At 50.9% G+C, this 18,018-nt stretch carries 16 protein-coding genes, 2 tRNA genes and 4 pseudogenes; 8 read left to right on the forward strand and 14 right to left on the reverse strand.

All coding sequences use genetic code 11. The features are described from left to right. Positions 1 to 65: 65 nt before the first annotated feature. Positions 66 to 141, forward strand: a tRNA-Ala gene (locus NWAT_RS06865). A gap of 50 nt (positions 142 to 191) precedes the next feature. Beyond that, positions 192 to 268: transfer RNA gene (locus tag NWAT_RS06870), tRNA-Glu, on the forward strand. 547 nt (positions 269 to 815) lie between these two features. On the opposite strand, the gene cas2e is transcribed toward NWAT_RS06870, so the two are convergent. From cas2e to NWAT_RS06920, 11 genes and pseudogenes are all read right to left on the reverse strand, one after another. After that, positions 816 to 1,115, reverse strand: a complete 300-nt coding sequence (gene cas2e, locus NWAT_RS06880) for a type I-E CRISPR-associated endoribonuclease Cas2e (protein ID WP_013220406.1) — start codon at positions 1,113 to 1,115, stop codon at positions 816 to 818. Next, positions 1,096 to 2,010, reverse strand: coding sequence for a type I-E CRISPR-associated endonuclease Cas1e (gene cas1e, locus NWAT_RS06885; protein ID WP_013220407.1), 915 nt, complete (start codon positions 2,008 to 2,010; stop codon positions 1,096 to 1,098). Before cas1e ends, cas2e begins: the two co-directional genes overlap by 20 nt. Before the next feature lie 3 nt (positions 2,011 to 2,013). Next, the gene (gene cas6e / locus NWAT_RS06890; RefSeq protein WP_013220408.1) at positions 2,014 to 2,616 is read right to left on the reverse strand and encodes a type I-E CRISPR-associated protein Cas6/Cse3/CasE; all 603 of its coding nucleotides are present in this window, start codon (positions 2,614 to 2,616) and stop codon (positions 2,014 to 2,016) included. Beyond that, positions 2,597 to 3,265: a type I-E CRISPR-associated protein Cas5/CasD gene (cas5e, locus tag NWAT_RS06895; protein WP_013220409.1), complete on the reverse strand. Its 669-nt coding sequence runs from the start codon at positions 3,263 to 3,265 to the stop codon at positions 2,597 to 2,599. The genes cas6e and cas5e overlap by 20 nt, the downstream gene beginning before the upstream one ends. A 9-nt stretch (positions 3,266 to 3,274) precedes the next feature. Continuing rightward, complete coding sequence (cas7e, locus tag NWAT_RS06900; protein WP_013220410.1) at positions 3,275 to 4,378, reverse strand: type I-E CRISPR-associated protein Cas7/Cse4/CasC; 1,104 nt, start codon at positions 4,376 to 4,378, stop codon at positions 3,275 to 3,277. Between the two features lie 29 nt (positions 4,379 to 4,407). Beyond that, positions 4,408 to 4,848, reverse strand: a complete 441-nt coding sequence (gene casB, locus NWAT_RS06905; protein ID WP_013220411.1) for a type I-E CRISPR-associated protein Cse2/CasB — start codon at positions 4,846 to 4,848, stop codon at positions 4,408 to 4,410. Continuing rightward, positions 4,832 to 6,318, reverse strand: a pseudogene (gene casA / locus NWAT_RS18000) (type I-E CRISPR-associated protein Cse1/CasA). The gene casB and the pseudogene casA overlap by 17 nt, the downstream one beginning before the upstream one ends. Then, positions 6,315 to 8,114 (reverse strand): CRISPR-associated helicase/endonuclease Cas3, encoded by a 1,800-nt coding sequence (cas3, locus tag NWAT_RS06915; RefSeq protein ID WP_157679832.1) that lies wholly within the window; start codon positions 8,112 to 8,114, stop codon positions 6,315 to 6,317. Before cas3 ends, casA begins: the two are co-directional and overlap by 4 nt. Further along, a complete protein-coding gene (locus tag NWAT_RS16650; protein ID WP_157679834.1) occupies positions 8,036 to 8,554 on the reverse strand; it encodes an HD domain-containing protein in 519 nt (172 codons plus the stop codon). Before NWAT_RS16650 ends, cas3 begins: the two co-directional genes overlap by 79 nt. 233 nt (positions 8,555 to 8,787) lie before the next feature. After that, the gene (locus tag NWAT_RS16995) at positions 8,788 to 8,916 is read right to left on the reverse strand and encodes an HD domain-containing protein (RefSeq protein ID WP_198342184.1); all 129 of its coding nucleotides are present in this window, start codon (positions 8,914 to 8,916) and stop codon (positions 8,788 to 8,790) included. Positions 8,917 to 9,061: 145 nt separating this feature from the next. Continuing rightward, positions 9,062 to 9,634 (reverse strand): DUF4124 domain-containing protein, encoded by a 573-nt coding sequence (locus NWAT_RS06920; protein ID WP_013220412.1) that lies wholly within the window; start codon positions 9,632 to 9,634, stop codon positions 9,062 to 9,064. 173 nt (positions 9,635 to 9,807) lie between these two features. Here NWAT_RS06920 and NWAT_RS06925 point away from each other — a divergent pair. Next, positions 9,808 to 10,722 (forward strand): annotated as a pseudogene (locus NWAT_RS06925) (DUF3611 family protein); the annotation flags it as partial. Positions 10,723 to 10,757: 35 nt separating this feature from the next. Here NWAT_RS06925 and NWAT_RS18190 read toward each other — a convergent pair. Beyond that, positions 10,758 to 11,503 (reverse strand): IS1 family transposase gene (locus tag NWAT_RS18190; RefSeq protein WP_422615527.1). Its coding sequence is split into 2 segments (ribosomal slippage): positions 10,758 to 11,248 and positions 11,248 to 11,503, totalling 747 coding nucleotides; the frame shifts between segments, so codons are not numbered across the junction. A gap of 98 nt (positions 11,504 to 11,601) precedes the next feature. Between NWAT_RS18190 and htpG the strand changes: the two are divergent. Continuing rightward, positions 11,602 to 13,413, forward strand: a pseudogene (htpG, locus tag NWAT_RS06935) (molecular chaperone HtpG); the annotation flags it as partial. Positions 13,414 to 13,455: 42 nt separating this feature from the next. Beyond that, positions 13,456 to 14,073 carry a response regulator transcription factor gene (locus NWAT_RS06940; RefSeq protein ID WP_013220413.1) on the forward strand — a complete coding sequence of 206 codons (618 nt, stop codon included), beginning with the start codon at positions 13,456 to 13,458 and terminating at the stop codon, positions 14,071 to 14,073. 27 nt (positions 14,074 to 14,100) lie between these two features. On the opposite strand, the gene NWAT_RS06945 is transcribed toward NWAT_RS06940, so the two are convergent. Next, positions 14,101 to 14,523 (reverse strand): Rrf2 family transcriptional regulator, encoded by a 423-nt coding sequence (locus NWAT_RS06945; RefSeq protein WP_013220414.1) that lies wholly within the window; start codon positions 14,521 to 14,523, stop codon positions 14,101 to 14,103. A 115-nt stretch (positions 14,524 to 14,638) separates the two neighbouring features. Between NWAT_RS06945 and NWAT_RS06950 the strand changes: the two genes are divergently transcribed. The 3 genes from NWAT_RS06950 to NWAT_RS06960 are packed head-to-tail and all read left to right on the forward strand — an operon-like array spanning position 14,639 to position 17,154. Beyond that, positions 14,639 to 15,772: a GNAT family N-acetyltransferase gene (locus tag NWAT_RS06950; RefSeq protein ID WP_013220415.1), complete on the forward strand. Its 1,134-nt coding sequence runs from the start codon at positions 14,639 to 14,641 to the stop codon at positions 15,770 to 15,772. 60 nt (positions 15,773 to 15,832) lie between these two features. After that, complete coding sequence (locus NWAT_RS06955; RefSeq protein WP_013220416.1) at positions 15,833 to 16,474, forward strand: L,D-transpeptidase family protein; 642 nt, start codon at positions 15,833 to 15,835, stop codon at positions 16,472 to 16,474. A gap of 20 nt (positions 16,475 to 16,494) precedes the next feature. After that, a complete protein-coding gene (locus NWAT_RS06960; protein WP_013220417.1) occupies positions 16,495 to 17,154 on the forward strand; it encodes an MBL fold metallo-hydrolase in 660 nt (219 codons plus the stop codon). On the opposite strand, the pseudogene NWAT_RS06965 reads toward NWAT_RS06960, so the two are convergent. Next, positions 17,081 to 17,995, reverse strand: a pseudogene (locus tag NWAT_RS06965) (IS982 family transposase). The gene NWAT_RS06960 and the pseudogene NWAT_RS06965 sit on opposite strands and share 74 nt — an antisense overlap. Positions 17,996 to 18,018: the final 23 nt, after the last annotated feature.

The following is an 18,018-nucleotide window of genomic DNA, read 5'->3' on the forward strand; positions in this document are numbered from 1 at the left end:
GTTTAACTATAAAAGAAATCTTGACATATTGCCGTCAAACACATATAGTGCACGTTTCTTTTGCAGGGGCCATAGCTCAGCTGGGAGAGCGCTTGCATGGCATGCAAGAGGTCGGCGGTTCGATCCCGCCTGGCTCCACCAGGTACCCGGTGCATCAAGGTGTATCACAAACCCAGGCAACAATAGAAACTGTCCCCATCGTCTAGACGGCCTAGGACACCGCCCTTTCACGGCGGTAACAGGGGTTCGAATCCCCTTGGGGACGCCACTTCAACGGCGCAGGAGAAATCTTGCGGTGCAGTACCCTGCTACTGACAATGAGCCACCACCCTACCATCAGCTCGATTACGTGGTCGGCGGTCCTCCATAGCCAGGCACCAAGAATGGCGGCAGTAAAACTAAAACAAAACACTCCTTCCAGCCAACGCCTATTAGGGAACAGCCGCGTTGATAGGATACTTATCCAGCGCAGTATTCTAGACAGCAACACAATCAATAAAATAGCTTCCATAAGCAATATTCTGACACTCATAAAATCCAAGATAACCAGAAGCGAAGTCTACGAAATGGCTATCGTATTAGAAATGCTCTCTGGGAAAGCATGCCCCTCGGTTCATCCCCACGCCTGTGGGGAACGGGGGGAAGTAGAAGTGATGGAAACCGATGATCTCGGTTCATCCCCACGCCTGTGGGGAACGGACTTATTCTAACTTTTTGTTAAATAAAACAAAAAGTGGTTCTTAAATTTCCACCGAGAAATTGACTGAACCGATAAGCCTTTTCGATAGTGTAGCAGTTCTTTTAATTCCTTATTTTTAAAGAGCATTTTCAGCCTGCTCTGGTGGATAAAATGAAACCAACTTTAAGCCATCAAGTTCTACCGGCATACGCCGATTTTGACCTAAAGTAGCAAAATCAAATCCAGACTCTGTATTTGTGCTCCAGATCATAACTGCATTGCCTTCCTCGATGCCCTCCTCTACTTGCCGCCAGATCATCTCCCGCACTCGACGAGATAAATCACCTACATAAACACCAGCCCGCGCCTCCAACAACCAGAGGGCCAAACGGCCACGCAGCCGAGGCGGAGCATTCTCAACTACGATGACCAGCATCACCAATACTCTTTGAGTTGGGAATGGCCACAGGAACAGCTTCCTCTGGAGTGGGTGGCAGCGCTAACTCACCGGCGGCAAGGATTTCCTCAATAGCGGGGATAATTTTTGCCAATAGCTTAGTCTGACGAAAAATATCTCGGCAAGCCAAACGCACCTGACGTTCACATCCGCCATGTAGTTTTTTGGCGGCAACCTGAAAAGCGGCGGGAATCACGGTATCAAACTTAAATATATCCGCAATATCATAAACAAATGAGAGGGGTTTGCCCGTATGAATAAAACCGACCGCCGGTGCATATCCAGCAGCCAACACCGCCGCTTCGGTGACACCGTAGAGACAAGCGTTGGCCGCGCTGACACAACGATTGAGCGAATCGCTACTATCCCAGTTGTGGGGATCGTACTGACGTTTCTCCCACTGCAAGCCATAGCGCTTAGCCAGCAGTTGGTACATCTTTCTTACCCTTGCTCCCTCGATCCCCCGCAACTGCTCGATGCTGCGCCGCTCCGGCGGTTTCTCATTGAACCTAATCTCGTACATTTTACGCACGACCTTGAGCCGCGCTGTATCATCCAGGGCCAGTTTAGCCTGATACAGTAAACGGTCGGCGCGCGCCCCGCCGGGCTGGCCCGAGGCGTATAGTCGCACGCCCGCCTCCCCGATCCATACCAGCAAGGTTCCGACCCGGGCCGCCAAGGCAGCGGCCGCGTGGGAAACCCGCGTCCCTGGCTCCAGCATAAGGCAAGCGACGGACCCCACCGGAATATGGGTACGAATGCCGGTTTTGTCGATAACCACAAAGGCTCCATCGAGCACATCAATTCGGCCGTATTCGATAAAAATTATCGACACCCGCTCTTTCATTTGTATAGGCTTAAGAGGAGGTAGCATGGGTTAAATCCTCGCCAGACTCAAAAGACCACAGCCAAAAGCTTTGGCGGGGCCAATTCCCGTTTGGATCAACGCCGCCAAAACACGGGGATTAACTACCTGGAAGACCCCATCAAAGGTAACGGTCACCAATTTACCAGCCTTGCCATTTTTTCTAAAATATAAGGGTGGCCGCAGCGTTGGGATAACGCTCTCTAACATTGCAGCCCCACTCAGCTTGCGTGATAACCATGCTTCTTGCTGTTCCTCCTGTAGCAACGGCACCCGGCATGACTTCACCACCCCTTTCCGATTTAGCCGGCCTTCACCGTCGCGAATGGTTTTGATGGGATTGGCGATAAGCCGGAAGCGCAAAAACTGGCCACTATGCAGGGAAAGTGGATAGTCCCGGCGAGCTACGACTCTAATACCTGCGGCCGCCTCCCCTGGGGCTGCTTCTGATTGCAGCAGCAATTGGACGTTTTGACCTGGTCGGGGGCATTCCATTCGAAATAAAAAACTGCGCTCGGCAACTCCCTGGCCCGGAAACAGTTGCCAGAGAGAGCGATGCCATTGATAGGGATCGCGGGCATAGCGCCAGTCGATTTCAATCTTGCTCAGGTACATGGCTTTCCCCTCGGCTACTGGAGTGGATATAGGCCCGTCGACTAGCAAACTGTCGGGGCCGAACGATGATGGGCTCATCCCGAAGGCGCAATTGCGGTAACTCAGCTTCCCCTTCCTCGCTATAGATCACGCCGCCTAAGGGTTCGACGAGACTTAAGGCAGCAAGACTATCAGCCGCCTCAACGACGGCTTCGAACAACGGTCGCTGCAAAGGACAACTGCGCCGGCCTAGATAAGGCGTAAACACTGGTTGCTGCACTGCCTGAATCAGCGCAGCCAAGGGAATAGGGGCTGCCGCCGCTGCTTTCACGGCGACCGTGAAGGAAGCGTCACACAGGTATTCCCGCCGGGAGACCACGGGATAGTGGCTAATTTTTCCCCCAACCTTGCGGGCATCGAGAACCGTATGAAAATCGGCCAGCTTAACGGGAGAGAAGGTGCGCTCATCTGCCCGCACGGAAAAGCGTATACTCTGGGCCAAGGCTAATTGCCCGGCCTCGTCGTCCCGGCGCAGGCCCAGGCAGGCCCCCAGCAACCCCAGCAATCCACTACGGCTAGGAAAGTTCAAGCTTGGGCGGTAAACCTCATAGGTATGGCTGCCCCAAGCTTGCATCATGCCGGCAAGCTTTAGCATTAAAAAGGATTGCATGCTGGCCTCCTAGGAAAGCGGGTTTCCATGCCTCACCCAATCGGCCAATCCTGCCAGAGTATCATGGTATGCCATCTTCTCTGGCAGGGTGCCGGGGCTGGCCAGGGTAAACAAGGCCGCCTGCTCATCTAGTCCGTACCCGCGATGCATCTGTTGCCAATATTGCAATAATTTATCCACCGAGGGTTCCTTGAAACCGCCCGCCTTACCCTTTTGCACGGGAGCCTCGAAGGCGTTGGCGAGCGATACCGGGATATCGGCGAAACTCACCAGGACGCAATCAGCCAGATTATGGGCAGCAAAGCTCTGCTGTTTGGCGGACGGCACCACCGTGGCTAGCAGATGGGCCAAATGCTTAGCGATCTCCAGTGCCCGCTCCCGTGGAGTACCGCCAAGATTTTCCTGTAATTGCTGGATATTCAAGCTGGCATAGCGGTAAAAAACTCCACTGGAAAACTCTTGGGTATTGAGATGCCCCGCCCCTATCTCACCGGCATCGGCTACGAGATCATCCACGGCAGTAAACCAGTCGATGTCGCTGTCCACGGCATGGGTAGTCATGGCATGGGCCACCGCCAGAGCGCCATCCACTGGCGTCATAATCCCCGAGGTGGTCATGCGCCCGGAAAGGGCGATGTCAAGCCCTTGGGAAGTTGCCGCGCGGAATTCGGCGGATTCTTTAGCAATTTTTTTAGCGAGTTTTTTATTGTCAAATCCTTCTTCAGTCTCGCCCATCTTGATCGCCTCGCAGTATTTAGCCACTTCGGCGACCACCCAGGGCGCAACCGCGTCAGCTTCCGTATCATCAGCAATGCCTTCCTTGTCCGATAGCCATTGAATAGCTTTGATGACCAAGTCCTGGGAATAACGATCCTCCAATTCATGAACGCACTTTTTAGTAAACCGGCCCAGCTCTCGAGTCCTCACCGAGGGTTTTCCCAGGTATTCCCGATAGTAATCACTATGGCGGATAGCCCGTTTCAGGCTTTGGCTGGAGATACGCACCCGCCGCACGCCACCAAAAACCGCGGATTTTTGCATGTTCATGTCATCCCGGTTGAGGCAAGAAGGGCTGTGGGAGATCAGCACATGGAAATTAATAAAATTTTTCATTACCTATTACTCTTCGCATTATGGGCTTATCAGGCCGCGGATTCACCGCTATGGACAAGGTAAAACTCTTCCAGCAGGCGGCGCTTGTCCTCTGGCCGCCAAAAATAGAGTTGCCAGCCAAATCGCTGCCAATTCACTGTAGGCTCTACCTGTTGTAGTAAACGGCGCAGCTGGAGGAGATCATTAGGAGAAGTGCTGCGAATGACCTGGAACAGGCGTTGCTCATGGATACGGTGCTTTGCCAATTGCGCTCCCAAGGGGAGCGCCTCATGGGCATGTTTGAGCCAAGGCAGGCAAAATGCTACCCGCAGCCATTTTTCAGAGGCCCTTTGTCCTGGAAGCAGCCGGTAAAAACCAGGGATGCTGGCCAAACCTTCCGGCGAGCGCACCCGGCGCAGCTCGGCCCGTGGGCCATTAGCAAGTTGCTCGTACCTGAAGCGCAGGGCAGCGAAATCAATGGACGTCGACATGATGAGTCTCCTTTAGCTGAGCTAATTCCTTATGAAATTTCGATCTCCCGGCGGCAATGGCGTGGATCAACTCCGGATCGTGCTGATAAGGAGCGATAGCCTCTTCGTATAGCTGTCTGGCTAGTGTTACCAGGCGAGCAATAAAAGTAGCCTTCTGCGCCTGGAAAGCGCTAACATCCAATTCCCGCAGGCTGGCATGCACCACCGGCTCGCTCAGGGCATAGAAACGGGCTTCCGCTGGTTCATGGACTTTCACTCCTAAGCCCTTGAATACGTTCTTTTGGCCTTTTACCGCCCAATACAAGCTGCCGCGCAGCAGTTGCTTGATTTCTAACCCAACCTGGACCAGCTGCGCCAGTTGCTCACCGCCTTCCTCCCATCCGGGAGAAAAGCTGAACAGCTCATGACGGCGCTCAATAACATTGGCTTGTTTATTGCGATAGCCGCCCACCAGCAGTTGCAACCGGCGACCTCTGCCCATGCTACGCTGCCGCCGGCTGCTTACCACGGCCGCCGGAGTATGTCCCTCCTTATCGCCCGTTTTGTCGATCAGGAATTGTGTTAATCGAGTCCAGGCCGGAGCGGTAGTGGTAAAGGAGGCATAACGTTCTTCCTTCTCTCCTTTAGCCAATTTAAATAGCCGGGGGCTATGGGGAGCCAGAGACCCTTGAACTCGTAGCGGAATTTTTCTTTGTTAAAACCCGAATAGCGCCGTTCCACCTTGGCCCCACAGTGATCGCAAGCACCGCCCGACTCCGGCAGCAATTCAATGCGGGCCGGCTGCCAAAAGAGTCCCCGCAGCAGGCCAATTTGATTCCCATATAATTTTTGACCTGCCCGAATAGGCTCCACCCAAACTGGCCGGTCTGGAGTCATTCCCCCATAGAGGCATAATTCACTTTCAGGCAAAACATTTTCCCAAATACACCGGCGCAGCTTGGGGGAATCAATCAGGGTGGTGATCGGCGCGCTGCCCCGCAAGCTCCCTTTGAAGCCACCGCCGAAGCTGGGGCAATTATTGGCTTGATTAAAAATCCCGATAGCCGCGCAGCCACCGCATACTGTTTTGATTTCGCCCTCGGCATTGAAAAAAGCCTGATTATTGCCTTCAGGCAAACCAATAAAGAGCTTTTGAATCGGTGTAACCTCGGCGGCCTGTACCCCCCGCGTTTGCATGAACGGCGTGTCCGGGTGCTCCAGATCGAACCAGTCCCGATAATCTGCAATACCCTGCTGGAATTCCGCCTCGCTCAGCGGGGTTTTAATCCGTACCCGCAAGGTCCGCTGATCAGCGGGGGTAAACAATACCTGGGTCAGGCTGACCAATAATTGCAGGCAGGCCAATTCCATATCATCCCGGGACAGCGCCAGATCCCCATCAGCTTCCTGGCATAGCAACGCCTGGAGGTTGATTGGCCGAAAAGCTTTATCGTCCAATACCGGAATCCAAGGATCGGTGAGTAAATTCATATTTTTTCTCTCTCCAGGCCAAACTCCCGGCTGTAGCGGAGTCGAACCGAATCCAAAAAAACTTCCCAGATCCCTTCTTCTATCGGTTCCATAGCCAGAATATGGAGTCCAGTATCCTCGGCGGGTGGTAGCCATTGATTCCAACTACTGGGAACGGCAACGGTTTGTTGATTTAACACCTCGGCTTTCTCCCACTCGGAAAGCTGACTGAGCAGGTCGCCATCGAGCAAAGCCAAACCATCGGCGGTATTTTGTACGGGCAACATATTCAGCTGTTGCTCGCCATCACGGGTCAATACCCGAATTTTATTGTCCTCATCCTTAAAGGGCTTCATCCGAGTATTGACTAAACTACGGGCCGCCTGGGCTTGAGCCCATCGTTCCGCCATAAAACCGTCATAGGCTTCAAGAATACTCTCCGGCTCATCGGGCCACGCTTGCTCGGCATAAACCGATTCGATCCAGTCCCGGTAAGCTTCGGGAAAGGTCATTTGGCCATTGGCCTGCTGCAATCGCTGCTCGGTCCGCCATAACACCCGGCGGTTGGCGTAAATCACCCCATGCGGACCGTAGTCAGCGGCTTCCGGTAATAGCACCGTACAGCGAGGCTCCCCATAACCGTCAGGGCGAGGTCGGGAATGACGGTGCAGCCGTCCTAGCCGCTGGAACAAGAGATCCACCGGGCAAAGCTGGGTCACCATCCAATCGAAATCCAGATCCAGACTTTGCTCAATCACCTGGGTAGCGACCAGGATGCGTCCCTTGTCACGAAGTCCTTCCTTGCCATATTGGCTAAGCACTTGCTGTTCCTTGGCCAACCGGTCGCGAAAGCGGAACCGGGCATGAAATAGATCCACCGGCACCTGAGTCTGCGCCCGTAACTGCTTGGCAAGGCGCTGAGCATCATCCACCAGGTTGCAAATCACTGCGACCTGGGCCCCAGCAGTAGCCGCCGCGATGATATGGTAGCGCAAGCCTGCATCCGGCGAAGCGCCGGGCAAACGCAGGCAGTCCAGGCCAACAGTGCGCGGCCTGGGCATTTCCGCCTCTGCTGGACGCCATGTTTGTGGCCCTTCATTAGCCCCCAGATAAGTAACCAGGGGATAGGGGGCTTCTTCTTCAAGCGAAGCTTTCGGCTGCCAGGCAGCGGCTAATTGCTGGCGCTGAGGATAAGGCAGGGTAGCCGACAGGAGAATAGCGGAACCACCCCCCGCCCGTTGCTGGGATAGCACCGCCTCGAGTAAACCGTACATATAACTATCGTAGGCATGCACCTCATCGACGATCAGCACGCTTTTACCCACCCCAAAACCGCGCACAAACTTGTGCTTGACCGGCAGTACGCTAATGAGTACTTGATCGATAGTGCAAACTCCAATCTGCCCGAGAAATACCCGCTTGCGACTCTGGACCAGCCATTCCGCGCACTGCACCAGGGCTTCTTCACGAGCTTGGGCGGTATGGGGTCGGACCGCTTCCTTAAGGGCGATAAAATCCGGATTGTAGCGGGCCTTGCCGTGGGCTAGTACGAGGCTGGAATCGTTTTCTGGGAAAAGTATCCCAGCAATGCTCTCCAAACGTTTAAGCATGGCATTGGCGGTAGCCTGAGTGGGCAAGGCAAACACGATGCTGTCGGCAAGGCCGGCCGCCAGAAGCTTTGATGCATACGCCAGGGCTGCTTCTGTTTTACCGGAACCGGTGGGGGCTTCGATAATGGTCAACCCGGCTTCGGTCGGCAAGGACTCCACGAGAGTCTGGACTTGATGGGGGATAAAAGTTGGAAAAACAACAGGCATGCCCCCCGTGTTAGAGGTATCCGGCAGATGCCGCTGTCCTGTAGAACCCGGGCCGCGTTCTCCTGCCGTCGCTCCCAATAGAGCAACTCCTCCTCCTGCTGGTTATGGTAGGGAAAATAGCGGGGATCGCTGTTGGAGCCGAGCCAATCGCAAACCGCGCAAAACCCGGCCAGTAAAGGAGAAAGGGCCGGAGGTTGATCCTGCAAGGAGAGACCCGCAGGGTGTAGAAACCATGCTTCCAAGCTCCTGACCCACTCCCGCCGGGCAACACGGTCCATGGCTCGGATTTCTTTAGGGATATCCGCTACATTAGGGCTCTCCACCTCCTCCGGCAGAACCCCATGATGCCCGGTAACCGCGGATAGCCAGGGTATCCATGCTTCCCCATAGTCATACCAGGCATCTTCATCCTCTCCGTCAAAGCCGATGTAGTTGGGCAACTCCGCCAAACCCCAACGGAAACCCTCGGGGCCATGCCAGTAGTTTTGAGTGGGAATCTTGAGCCATAAAGACTCCGGCCAAGGATCGTACGTTTTCAGGCCACGTACTGCCTCTAGCGCCTTGGCCTAAAACCGCACATCGAGCTTGCCCAGATCATGCAATCCGAGGAAGAACAGTACCCAAGCCAAGAAATGCTGAGCAGTCTCGCTATTAGCGCCCCCAAGAGATCTTGTTAGTGACTGACTGCTGGCCAGGCAGAAGCTACCGCGACCACATCCAGGGAATGGTAGACAAAAGGGTGGCAGTTATTTTCTCCTTTATCCGTGCTAGCTTGCGCTTTCCCCCAGTACTTCCACAGCATCACCTACTCCTTGCTTGCATTGATTGTCCAAGCTATCGGCGGAGTGCGGCAAAATAAAACCTTCTTCGGCAAGCGGGGATAGCAATACGACTAGCCAGGATTCAGGCTAACAGCATCAGAAAAGATAGGGAACCTAGCCGGTTGCCTACCAAATTATCGGCGAAAACGATCTGCGAAGAAAATACAGCGCCCTTCCCGCCCATCGGCGTTCTTGCTCGATTTGTTCACGCTGGACACGAATTTTGGCTTCTTGGTTTTCCAGGGTTTCCAATAACTGGCTTTTTTCCTGCTCATATTGCGCCCTCAGCTGATCAAGTTCAGTACGTTTTGGGGAACGAAAATCCGAAGCGTTACGCCCCGTCACCAAAGCTGCCCGGTGAGCGAGCAAATCTAAAATTAACTCCCGTTTAACTGCTGGAGTTAGTTCATAGGCCAGTCCTAAACCTGCAGGTAGGGCCTTGATCCGGGCTATTTCCTGATCGATCAAACGCAAGTGCTCAGCCACCAAGGTTTGGCAATTTACAGACGGTCCACGCCTTTTCAATGCCCTTTGTACCTCCTTAGCTGGCACAGCTTGGACTCCCAGGGGCGGCTGATAACCATATCTCACTATGTCCGAGGCGTCAGTCCAACGGTAGAGTGTTGCAGCGGTTGCCGGCTGGAGGATAATACAACCAAGGCTTAACAATAAGCCCAATATCCAACGTTTTCTATTCATTTTTCCACCTCAACGCTCCCCCAGTAGGAGAGAAAAAATTATTCATTTTTGAGCTTAAATAATTCAAGTGGGAACAGCAAACGAGAGACTAGCCAGGCGAAGTTATTTTGACATTATAGTTTTTAGTATCTACTCTTTTTTTATTCCTCCTCTCCTAAGTACTAACCATTAATATGCAGCAGCCACACCCAACACGGCACCTTTTTTTCATTACGCTTCATTGGATATTGGTTCTGCTAGTCCTTGCGCTAATAGGTCTGGGAGGGTACCTCCAATACTTGCCGCCTACAGCCCCGAAGCAAGCATTTTTTGTCAATCTCCATATCTCGCTAGGATTGACAAGCATGATATTAGTCGTTTTTCAAATTTTGCTATGGCTAATATTGGGCAGACCTCAACCTTCGGAAACTACTTCCCACTGGCAACGCGCCCTCACCCGCAATCTATACATTTTGTTTTATGCGTGCGTAATAATTTTGGGAATCAGCGGTTTTTTTCAGGCCACCGCCAGCGGCGTTTCTATTAAATTCTGGGGTCTGCCGATTCCTGTTGGGAAAGGAGAAGATGCTGATTTAGCAAAATTTTACGAGGCATTACATGAGATTTCAGCACTTGCCTTAGTCGTCTTGGTGGTTATCTGGGTAGGCGTTATTTTGCTAAAAACCTATCAGCAAAATAAAATTTTTTATGGCAAAACACTCTCTCATAGAATCAAATCAAAAGTGGCATCACCACCTCTTTCCAAAGCAATTCTGAGATTAGTCAAAAATCTCCGTCTGCTTGGATGGATGGCTTTCTGGATACAATTCGGACTTGCAATCGCGGCCGCGTTACTATTGCTTTTTACTACCTCAGGCCAATCCCTTTCTCCAAACGAACTGAGTAGCGGCCTTACTTGGGCGGTTTATGATTTTATTATCCTTTGTTTAACTACCCTCTTTTTCTTTTATTATACCCGGCTGGCTAAAAAAATTACTTTGGAGCCGGATCATTATATTAATCTGAAAAAAAAATCCTCTCCCTGGTTTTTAAGACTCAGCTATAAAACCAGCCTGCTGGGAATGCTTGTTAGTTTCATTGGTATTGGCACGAGGGTAGTGTTCCAGATCTGGAGGTTCCAAGTTTACACTTGCACACCAAATTCATATCGATTAATAAAAAGCCCAATGACAATATCATGCATTTGGCGTGTTTTGGAAAAGCAGATCGTTTTGCGTGCCAATCGTTTAATGCGGGTGCGCAAGGTGAGATGTTTTCTTTCTATTTTTTGGGTATGTTGTTTGCCGATGTGGTGTCTCTTACTGTCCAGATGGCGCTGATACGTGCCCCAGTCATCGGTATAAAAATGGGTGATTCCAAAAGGTTCAAGAAGTCTTTTGAGTTTCAAAAAGACGGTATCTTGATGGGTTCCCAAAACGTAGGCCAGCACCTGCCCACTGCGATGATCGATGGCATGCCACAACCAGCGTGGGTTAGTTTTCTTTCCCACAAAACTCCACATTTCATCGACTTCCGCTTCCTCAACCCGCAACACCTGCACTTCTACCTGCTCTGCAGGCAAACGCTTCAACAGCGCGGGGTTGACCGACTCAAGACGGGACTCTTTTTTTTTAGCTCCTTGAGCACCGTGTGGGGACTGATCTCTAAAACCCGCGCCGTATCTCGTATCCCACTCCCGTTCAGCGTCATCTCGATAATCTGCTGCTTGACTTGTGGCAAACGACCCTTATACACATAATCCAAGCGAAAGGAGCGATGGGCGCAGGCTTCATTCTGGCATAAATAACGCTGCTCTCCGCTCTCACTCCTTCCCCTTTTGACTACTCGATCGCTTTGGCAATAGGGACAATGCACGGGGAGAAGCACCATCGGAGCCTCCTGTTTTTTCTTCTTTGAGTTCATTGGATGAGCTGATAGGCTTAGCCTAGCATTAATTTAATAAATTCTCCTAATTTAAAACACGACCGGAGATTTTCCTGCGGGAGTTGATCTCCAATGGGGCTGATGCGGCAGATAAGTTACGTTTTGAGGCCCTGACGGATGATGCCCTCTATGAGGATGACAGTGTCCTGCATATTCGCCTCGGTTATGACAAAGACAAGCGCACCCTTACTATCGCTGATAATGGTATTGGTATGGGGCGCCAGGAGGTGGTGGATAATATTGGCACGATTGCCAAGTCGGGTACCCGCGCCTTTCTGGAAAGCCTGTCCGGCGATCAGGCTAAGGATGCGCGACTCATCGGACAATTTGGCGTGGGTTTCTACTCTGCCTTCATTGTGGCTGATAAGGTTGTTCTGGAAACACGACGGGCGGGGCTCGGCCCGGAACATGGGGTACGCTGGGAATCCGACGGGGCAGGCAATTACACTATTGAGACCATCGAGAAGGAGACGCGGGGAACGGTGGTAACGCTGCATCTGCGGGAAGAGGAAGATGAATTTCTGGATGGCTGGCGTTTGCGCCATATTGTCACTCGCTACTCGGATCATATTGATTTACCCATTGAAATGAAAAGGGAAACGGGAGGCGAGGAGAAGTCCGAGGAGAGCCACGGGGAGTGGGAGCAAATCAATAAAGCCACCGCTCTTTGGACTTTATCTAAAAACGACATCAAGGATGAGGAATATCAGGCTTTCTACAAACATGTTGCCCATGACTTTGAGGAGCCCCTAGCTTGGACTCATAACCGCGTTGAAGGTAAGCTAGAGTATACCTCGCTGTTGTTTATTCCACGCCGGGCGCCATTTGATCTCTGGGAGCGGGATCGAACGCAGGGTATCAAGCTTTATGTGCAACGGGTCTTTATCATGGACGACACCGAGCAGCTCATGCCCCGCTATCTTCGTTTTGTGCGGGGAGTCGTGGATTCCAACGATTTACCTCTGAATATTTCCCGTGAAATCCTCCAGAATAATCGGGTGATCGATAGCATTCGTGCTGGTTCGGTTAAAAAAATTCTAGGTTTACTGGAGGATATGGCGAAGCATGAAGCCCAAAAATACCAAGATTTCTGGAAAGAATTTGGGCAAGTCATGAAGGAAGGGGTGGGGGAAGATACCAGTAACCGAGAGCAGATAGCCCGATTGCTACGTTTTGCCTCTACCCATCATGATACGGCGGAACAAACTGTCTCGCTGGCTGATTATCTAGCGCGGATGAAAGAAGGGCAGGACAAAATCTACTACATTACGGCGGATAACTTTCTGGCTGCTAAAAGCAGTCCTCATCTGGAAGTGTTCCGTAAAAAGGGCATTGAAGTCTTGCTGTTATCCGATCGCGTGGATGAATGGTGGGTGGTTTCCCTGCCTGAGTTTGAAGGGAAATCCCTGCAATCAGTCACCAAAGGCGAGCTTGATTTGGGCCACTTGGAAGATGAGCAGGAAAAACAGCAGCAAAAAGAAGTGGAAGAAGATTTTCAAAACCTCGTTGAGAGGGTTAAGAAAAACCTGGGAGATAAGGTTAAAGAAGTGCGTGTAACCCATCGTTTAACGGATTCTCCAGTCTGTTTAGTGGTTGAACAGCATGACATGAGCGGCTATCTCGAGCGTCTTTTGAAGGAGGCGGGCCAGCAAGCGCCTCATATCCAACCTATTCTTGAGCTCAATCCACTTCATCCCATGATTGTTCGTCTTAAAGGGGAGGAGTCAGAGGAAAATTTTAGTGATTGGGCCAACTTGTTATTCGAGCAGGCATTGCTTGCCGAAGGGGGACGGCTTGAAGAACCTGCCTTGTTCGTTAAACGCCTAAATAGTCTGCTCTTGGCAATGGCGGGCTAGATAGGTAAGTATTGAAAGCGGCTTTCCGCTGGAAGCTTAACTATGGCGACACGGGAGCCGATGGTGTTTATTGTCGATGATGAGGCTGCGGTCAGAAACTCATTGGGTTTGTCGCTTCAGTCCGTAGGCTATCGCGTAAAGATCTGCGAATCTGCTGAAGTTTTTCTTAAAGTTTATGAGCCCAATCAGCCGGGTTGTATTATTTTGGATGTTCATATGCCCGAGAGCACAGGATTGGATCTACAAGCCTATTTGGCCTCCGAGCAGATCCTTATTCCTGTTATTTTTATCACGGGACAAGCGGATGTGCCTACCGTGGTACGGGCTGTGAAGCAGGGCGCGGTGGATTTCTTGTTGAAACCTTTTGATTTTGAGACCCTACTGCGGTCTATTCAGGAAGCAATTGAGCTAGACCAAATTAGGCGGACCGAGCGCGTTCAACGGGATACTATCGAAAAGCGATTGGCTTCCCTGACTCCCCGGGAAAGAGATGTTTTGGATAAAGTTATCGAAGGAAAGCTCAATAAAGTGATTGCTGCTGAATTGGGAGTGAGTATCCGCACGGTGGAAATCCACCGTGCCCGCCTTATGGCTAAGATGAAAGTCAGGCGCCCTACTGAACTGGCCCGTCTCGTACTTAAGCTTCGGCGTTCCTCGTAGGATGTGCTGATCCAGCAGTTAAAAATGCTAACTGGGATTGCCGGAGGGATGCGGGTGAGGCCAGCGTTGCGCCAGATCCGCAAGCGTAATTTGGTTAAGAAAATCGTAAAGTCGCGTGCTGAAATCATGCCAAAGGCGTTCCGCTTCACTTACGGAATTGGTGGCAATGGCTAAAGGGTTGAGCTTGCCTGGTTGTTTATCCACTGCGGCAATAATTTCCGCAATGGTAATTTTCTCGGCAGTGCGTGTAAGGTGATAGCCTCCTCCTGGCCCACGTATTCCTTCCACTAAGCCATGGTGGCGTAGGCTGGCGAATATTTGTTCTAGATAAGAAACAGAAATATTGTCTAGTTGGGCAATGTCTCCCAAAGTAACTGTTTCTTGCTGTTTGACTAAGGCCAAATTCATCATCGCGCTGATGGCGTAACGGGGGCGGTTGGAAAATCTCATAGGCAGCTAATTGCATTACTGTACTTGCTAAAATAGTAGCACAAAAAGGACCAAAAAATAATGAATGCCCTGATTGTAAAATTTGAATCACCATCTTGGATGGAATAGGGTCGCCGTGGAATTTAAGGTTACCGAATCTATTGAAACCGTTGCCTCTGGGCAGTGGAATGCCTTGGAGGGAACCGATAATCCTTTTTTACGTTATGAATTTCTAAGCGCTCTTGAGCGTTACGGTTGTGTAGGTGCCCATGTAGGCTGGCTGCCGCGCTATCTTCTCGCTGAAGATCGCCCAGGGAGCCTGATTGGCGCGGTACCCTTATATCTCAAATATAACTCATTTGGCGAGTTCGTATTCGATGGGTCTTGGGTGGACGCTTGGGAGCGGGCAGGGCAGCATTATTACCCCAAACTGGTCGTTGCTGTACCCTTTAGTCCTGTAACGGGTCCACGGCTGCTTTTAAAGCCGGGAGCGGATGAAGCAATGGTCGACGAGCTTATCCAAATGACGATTAGGTTAGCAAGGAAAGGGGGAATCTCTTCCCTTCATTGGTTATTTCCTCATCAAAAAGATAGAAAACGGCTAGCAAATTGTGGCTTCCTGCTGCGCCAGGGTTATCAATTTCACTGGCATAACCGAGATTATCGGGACTTCAATGCTTTTTTGGAAACCTTAACCTCCAAGCGTCGCAAGGAGGTCAGGCGAGAGCGCCGTCAGGCCCAAACTCGAGGAACAGAGATTAAGGTTATCCACGGGAGCGAGGTTACCGATTTAGAATGGCGCGCTATGTATCGATTTTATCGGTCAACTTTTAATGCCAAAGGGAATTATCCTGCCCTTACGTTGCCATTTTTTAAGTCTCTGGGGCAAACAATGGGACAAGCTGTGGTACTGGCCTTGGCCGTGCGCGCAGGTGCTCCTATTGCGGGGGCTTTGTATCTACGAAGCCAGGACACGCTTTACGGTCGCTATTGGGGATGTAGCGAGCACTTGGCGGGTATGCACTTTGAGTTGTGCTATTACTGCGGCCTGGACTATTGTATTGAGCACCGTTTACGCTGTTTCGAGCCTGGTGCTCAGGGAGAACATAAGATAAGCAGAGGTTTTTTGCCTACGCTTACTTGGTCTGCCCATTGGTTTAAAGACCCTGTTTTTCGTGCTGCCGTTGCTGATTTTATTACCCGAGAACGTTGCCTGATAAAGGGGACGATAATAGCATTAGAAGCCGGTGGTCCTTATCGGCGCTCATGAGAGCTCGGGACATAGCGAAGATGCCCGAGAATTTCAAAAAAATGGTAGTAGCCTTGAGCAATGCCTAATTTATTGTTGAAATTATTGGTTAGCTGGGCATTAGTTTTAGCCAATCCATTGGTTGAAGCAGCACCATCCACTGAATTTCCCTACGAACTTATCATCATAAAGTCAAAACGATTGCTTATTGTCAAAAAGGGGAGGCAGATCATTAAAAGATACCATGCCGCTTTTGGCCGAGGAGGTGTGGGTGGAAAGCGTGTTGAAGGAGATAAACATACCCCCGAAGGAAACTATGAGGTAGTTGGTTTTTGGCCAAGTCATAAATTTCATTATTTTATACATCTCGATTACCCAAGCCGTGGGGACGCTTTGGTTGGATATAAAAAAGGTCTGATTTCACGGCAGGAGTTGCTCCATATTTATCGAGCCCAGCAAGAGAAAAATGGTATTCCGCCACAGCAGACCCGGCTGGGTGGATTTATTGGAATCCATGGGATCGGCGTGGAAACCAGGAAAAAACTCATGATTCATCGCAATTTTGATTGGACTCGCGGTTGTGTTGCCCTTACTAATACGGAAATTGATGAGCTGCGGCAATTTATACAGCTGGGAACGCCGGTGACTATTCTTAATGGATTTGATGATAAAGATCTGCTTGCGGGTATTAAAGCAGAGTTAAGTGTTTTCTTGACCAACTAAATAGATAGATAAGGAAATACATGAAGTTTGAAATTTTGCCTGTTACCCGGTTTATGCAGAACTGTACTTTGCTTAGCTGCGCAGAGAGTGGCAAGGCAGCAGTGGTAGATCCTGGCGGTGATGTGGAGAAAATATTAGAAAAGGTTGAAGTCAACCGTTTAAAGATAGAAAAAGTTCTGCTGACTCATGGTCACATCGATCATGCTGGCGGTGCGGGCGAGCTGGCGCACCGACTAGAGGTGCCTATTGAAGGTCCCCAGATAGAAGATGAATTCTGGATTAATTCTCTGCCAGCACAAAGTGAGATGTTTGGTTTTCCTCCGGTTAAGGCTTTCGTGCCTGATCGTTGGCTGGAGCAGAGGGATACGGTCTCCTTTGGTAAGGTAGTACTTAATGTTTATCATTGCCCAGGGCACACACCGGGGCATGTGATTTTTTTTCATCCAGACAGCCGCCTTGCCCTCGTTGGAGACGTACTGTTTAAAGGTTCCATTGGTCGTACTGATTTTCCTCGGGGCGATTATGACGCGCTCATCCGCTCTATTCGCGAGCGCCTATTTCCTTTGGGAGATGAAGTTCGGTTTATTCCGGGGCATGGCCCTATGTCTACTTTCGGAGAAGAGCGGCAATCAAATCCCTTTGTTGGGGAAAAAACTTATGTTGGGGAAAAAACTTATTAAGTGAGGGCTTAAGCGGCTGATGGGTGTAGGCGATAAGCCCAGCGACCAGGTTGACCATGAAATTAGTAATGCTGCGATGGCGGCTGTGCTCAATTTGGGAAATATTTTTGAGTTGATCATGAATGGTCTCAATAAAAGAGCGCCTGCGCAGCAAGAGTTTATCGAACAGCGGCAAGAGCCGATTACGCATATTTTTGCGAATGGGGGTTATCAGCTGGAGGCCCTTCTCAAAAAGGGCCTGAAATAAGTGTTTTGAAAGGTAGCCTTTATCGCCAAAGAGTTTTCCTGAGAGGCCCTTGGTGAGATGGGGCACGGGGTGGCGGTCATCGACGTTGCCGGGGGTCACGTGGAAAGCGCGCAGCTCACCCCGATATCATTGACCACTAAATGCAGTTTAAAGCCGTAAAACCAGCCCATGGAGGTTTTCCCCCGCCTGGCGATTTTTTTGAAGACCTGATGGCGGTCGATGCGCCGATTGTGGCAAACGGCGATGGGCGTGGCGTCAATAAAGGCCACACCCGTGGCTTGACCTTTACGCTGCCGGAGATAAGCACACAGGGGGAATCAACCCTGAAGGGATGAGGGCCACAAAGCGCTGATAGCTGACCAGCCCAGGAAAAGCCTCTTTGAGATGGCGTCTGACATAGCTCAGATAATAGCCTTTGAAATGCCGGTAGTGAGACTGATGAAAGTGGATCACCACCGTCATGATTTCACTGACCGAGAGGCTTGCAGCGCGCCGCCGCTTCCGTTCTCCGCAAGCCAGCAGTTCTCGTTCCCATTGGGGTAAAAAGACTTGGCAAAAATCATCGACATCACAAAATAAAGCCTCTAAGCTCATCACGGATGTCTCCTGGTTGTTTT

The organism is Nitrosococcus watsonii C-113 (assembly GCF_000143085.1).
GTDB lineage: Bacteria > Pseudomonadota > Gammaproteobacteria > Nitrosococcales > Nitrosococcaceae > Nitrosococcus > Nitrosococcus watsonii.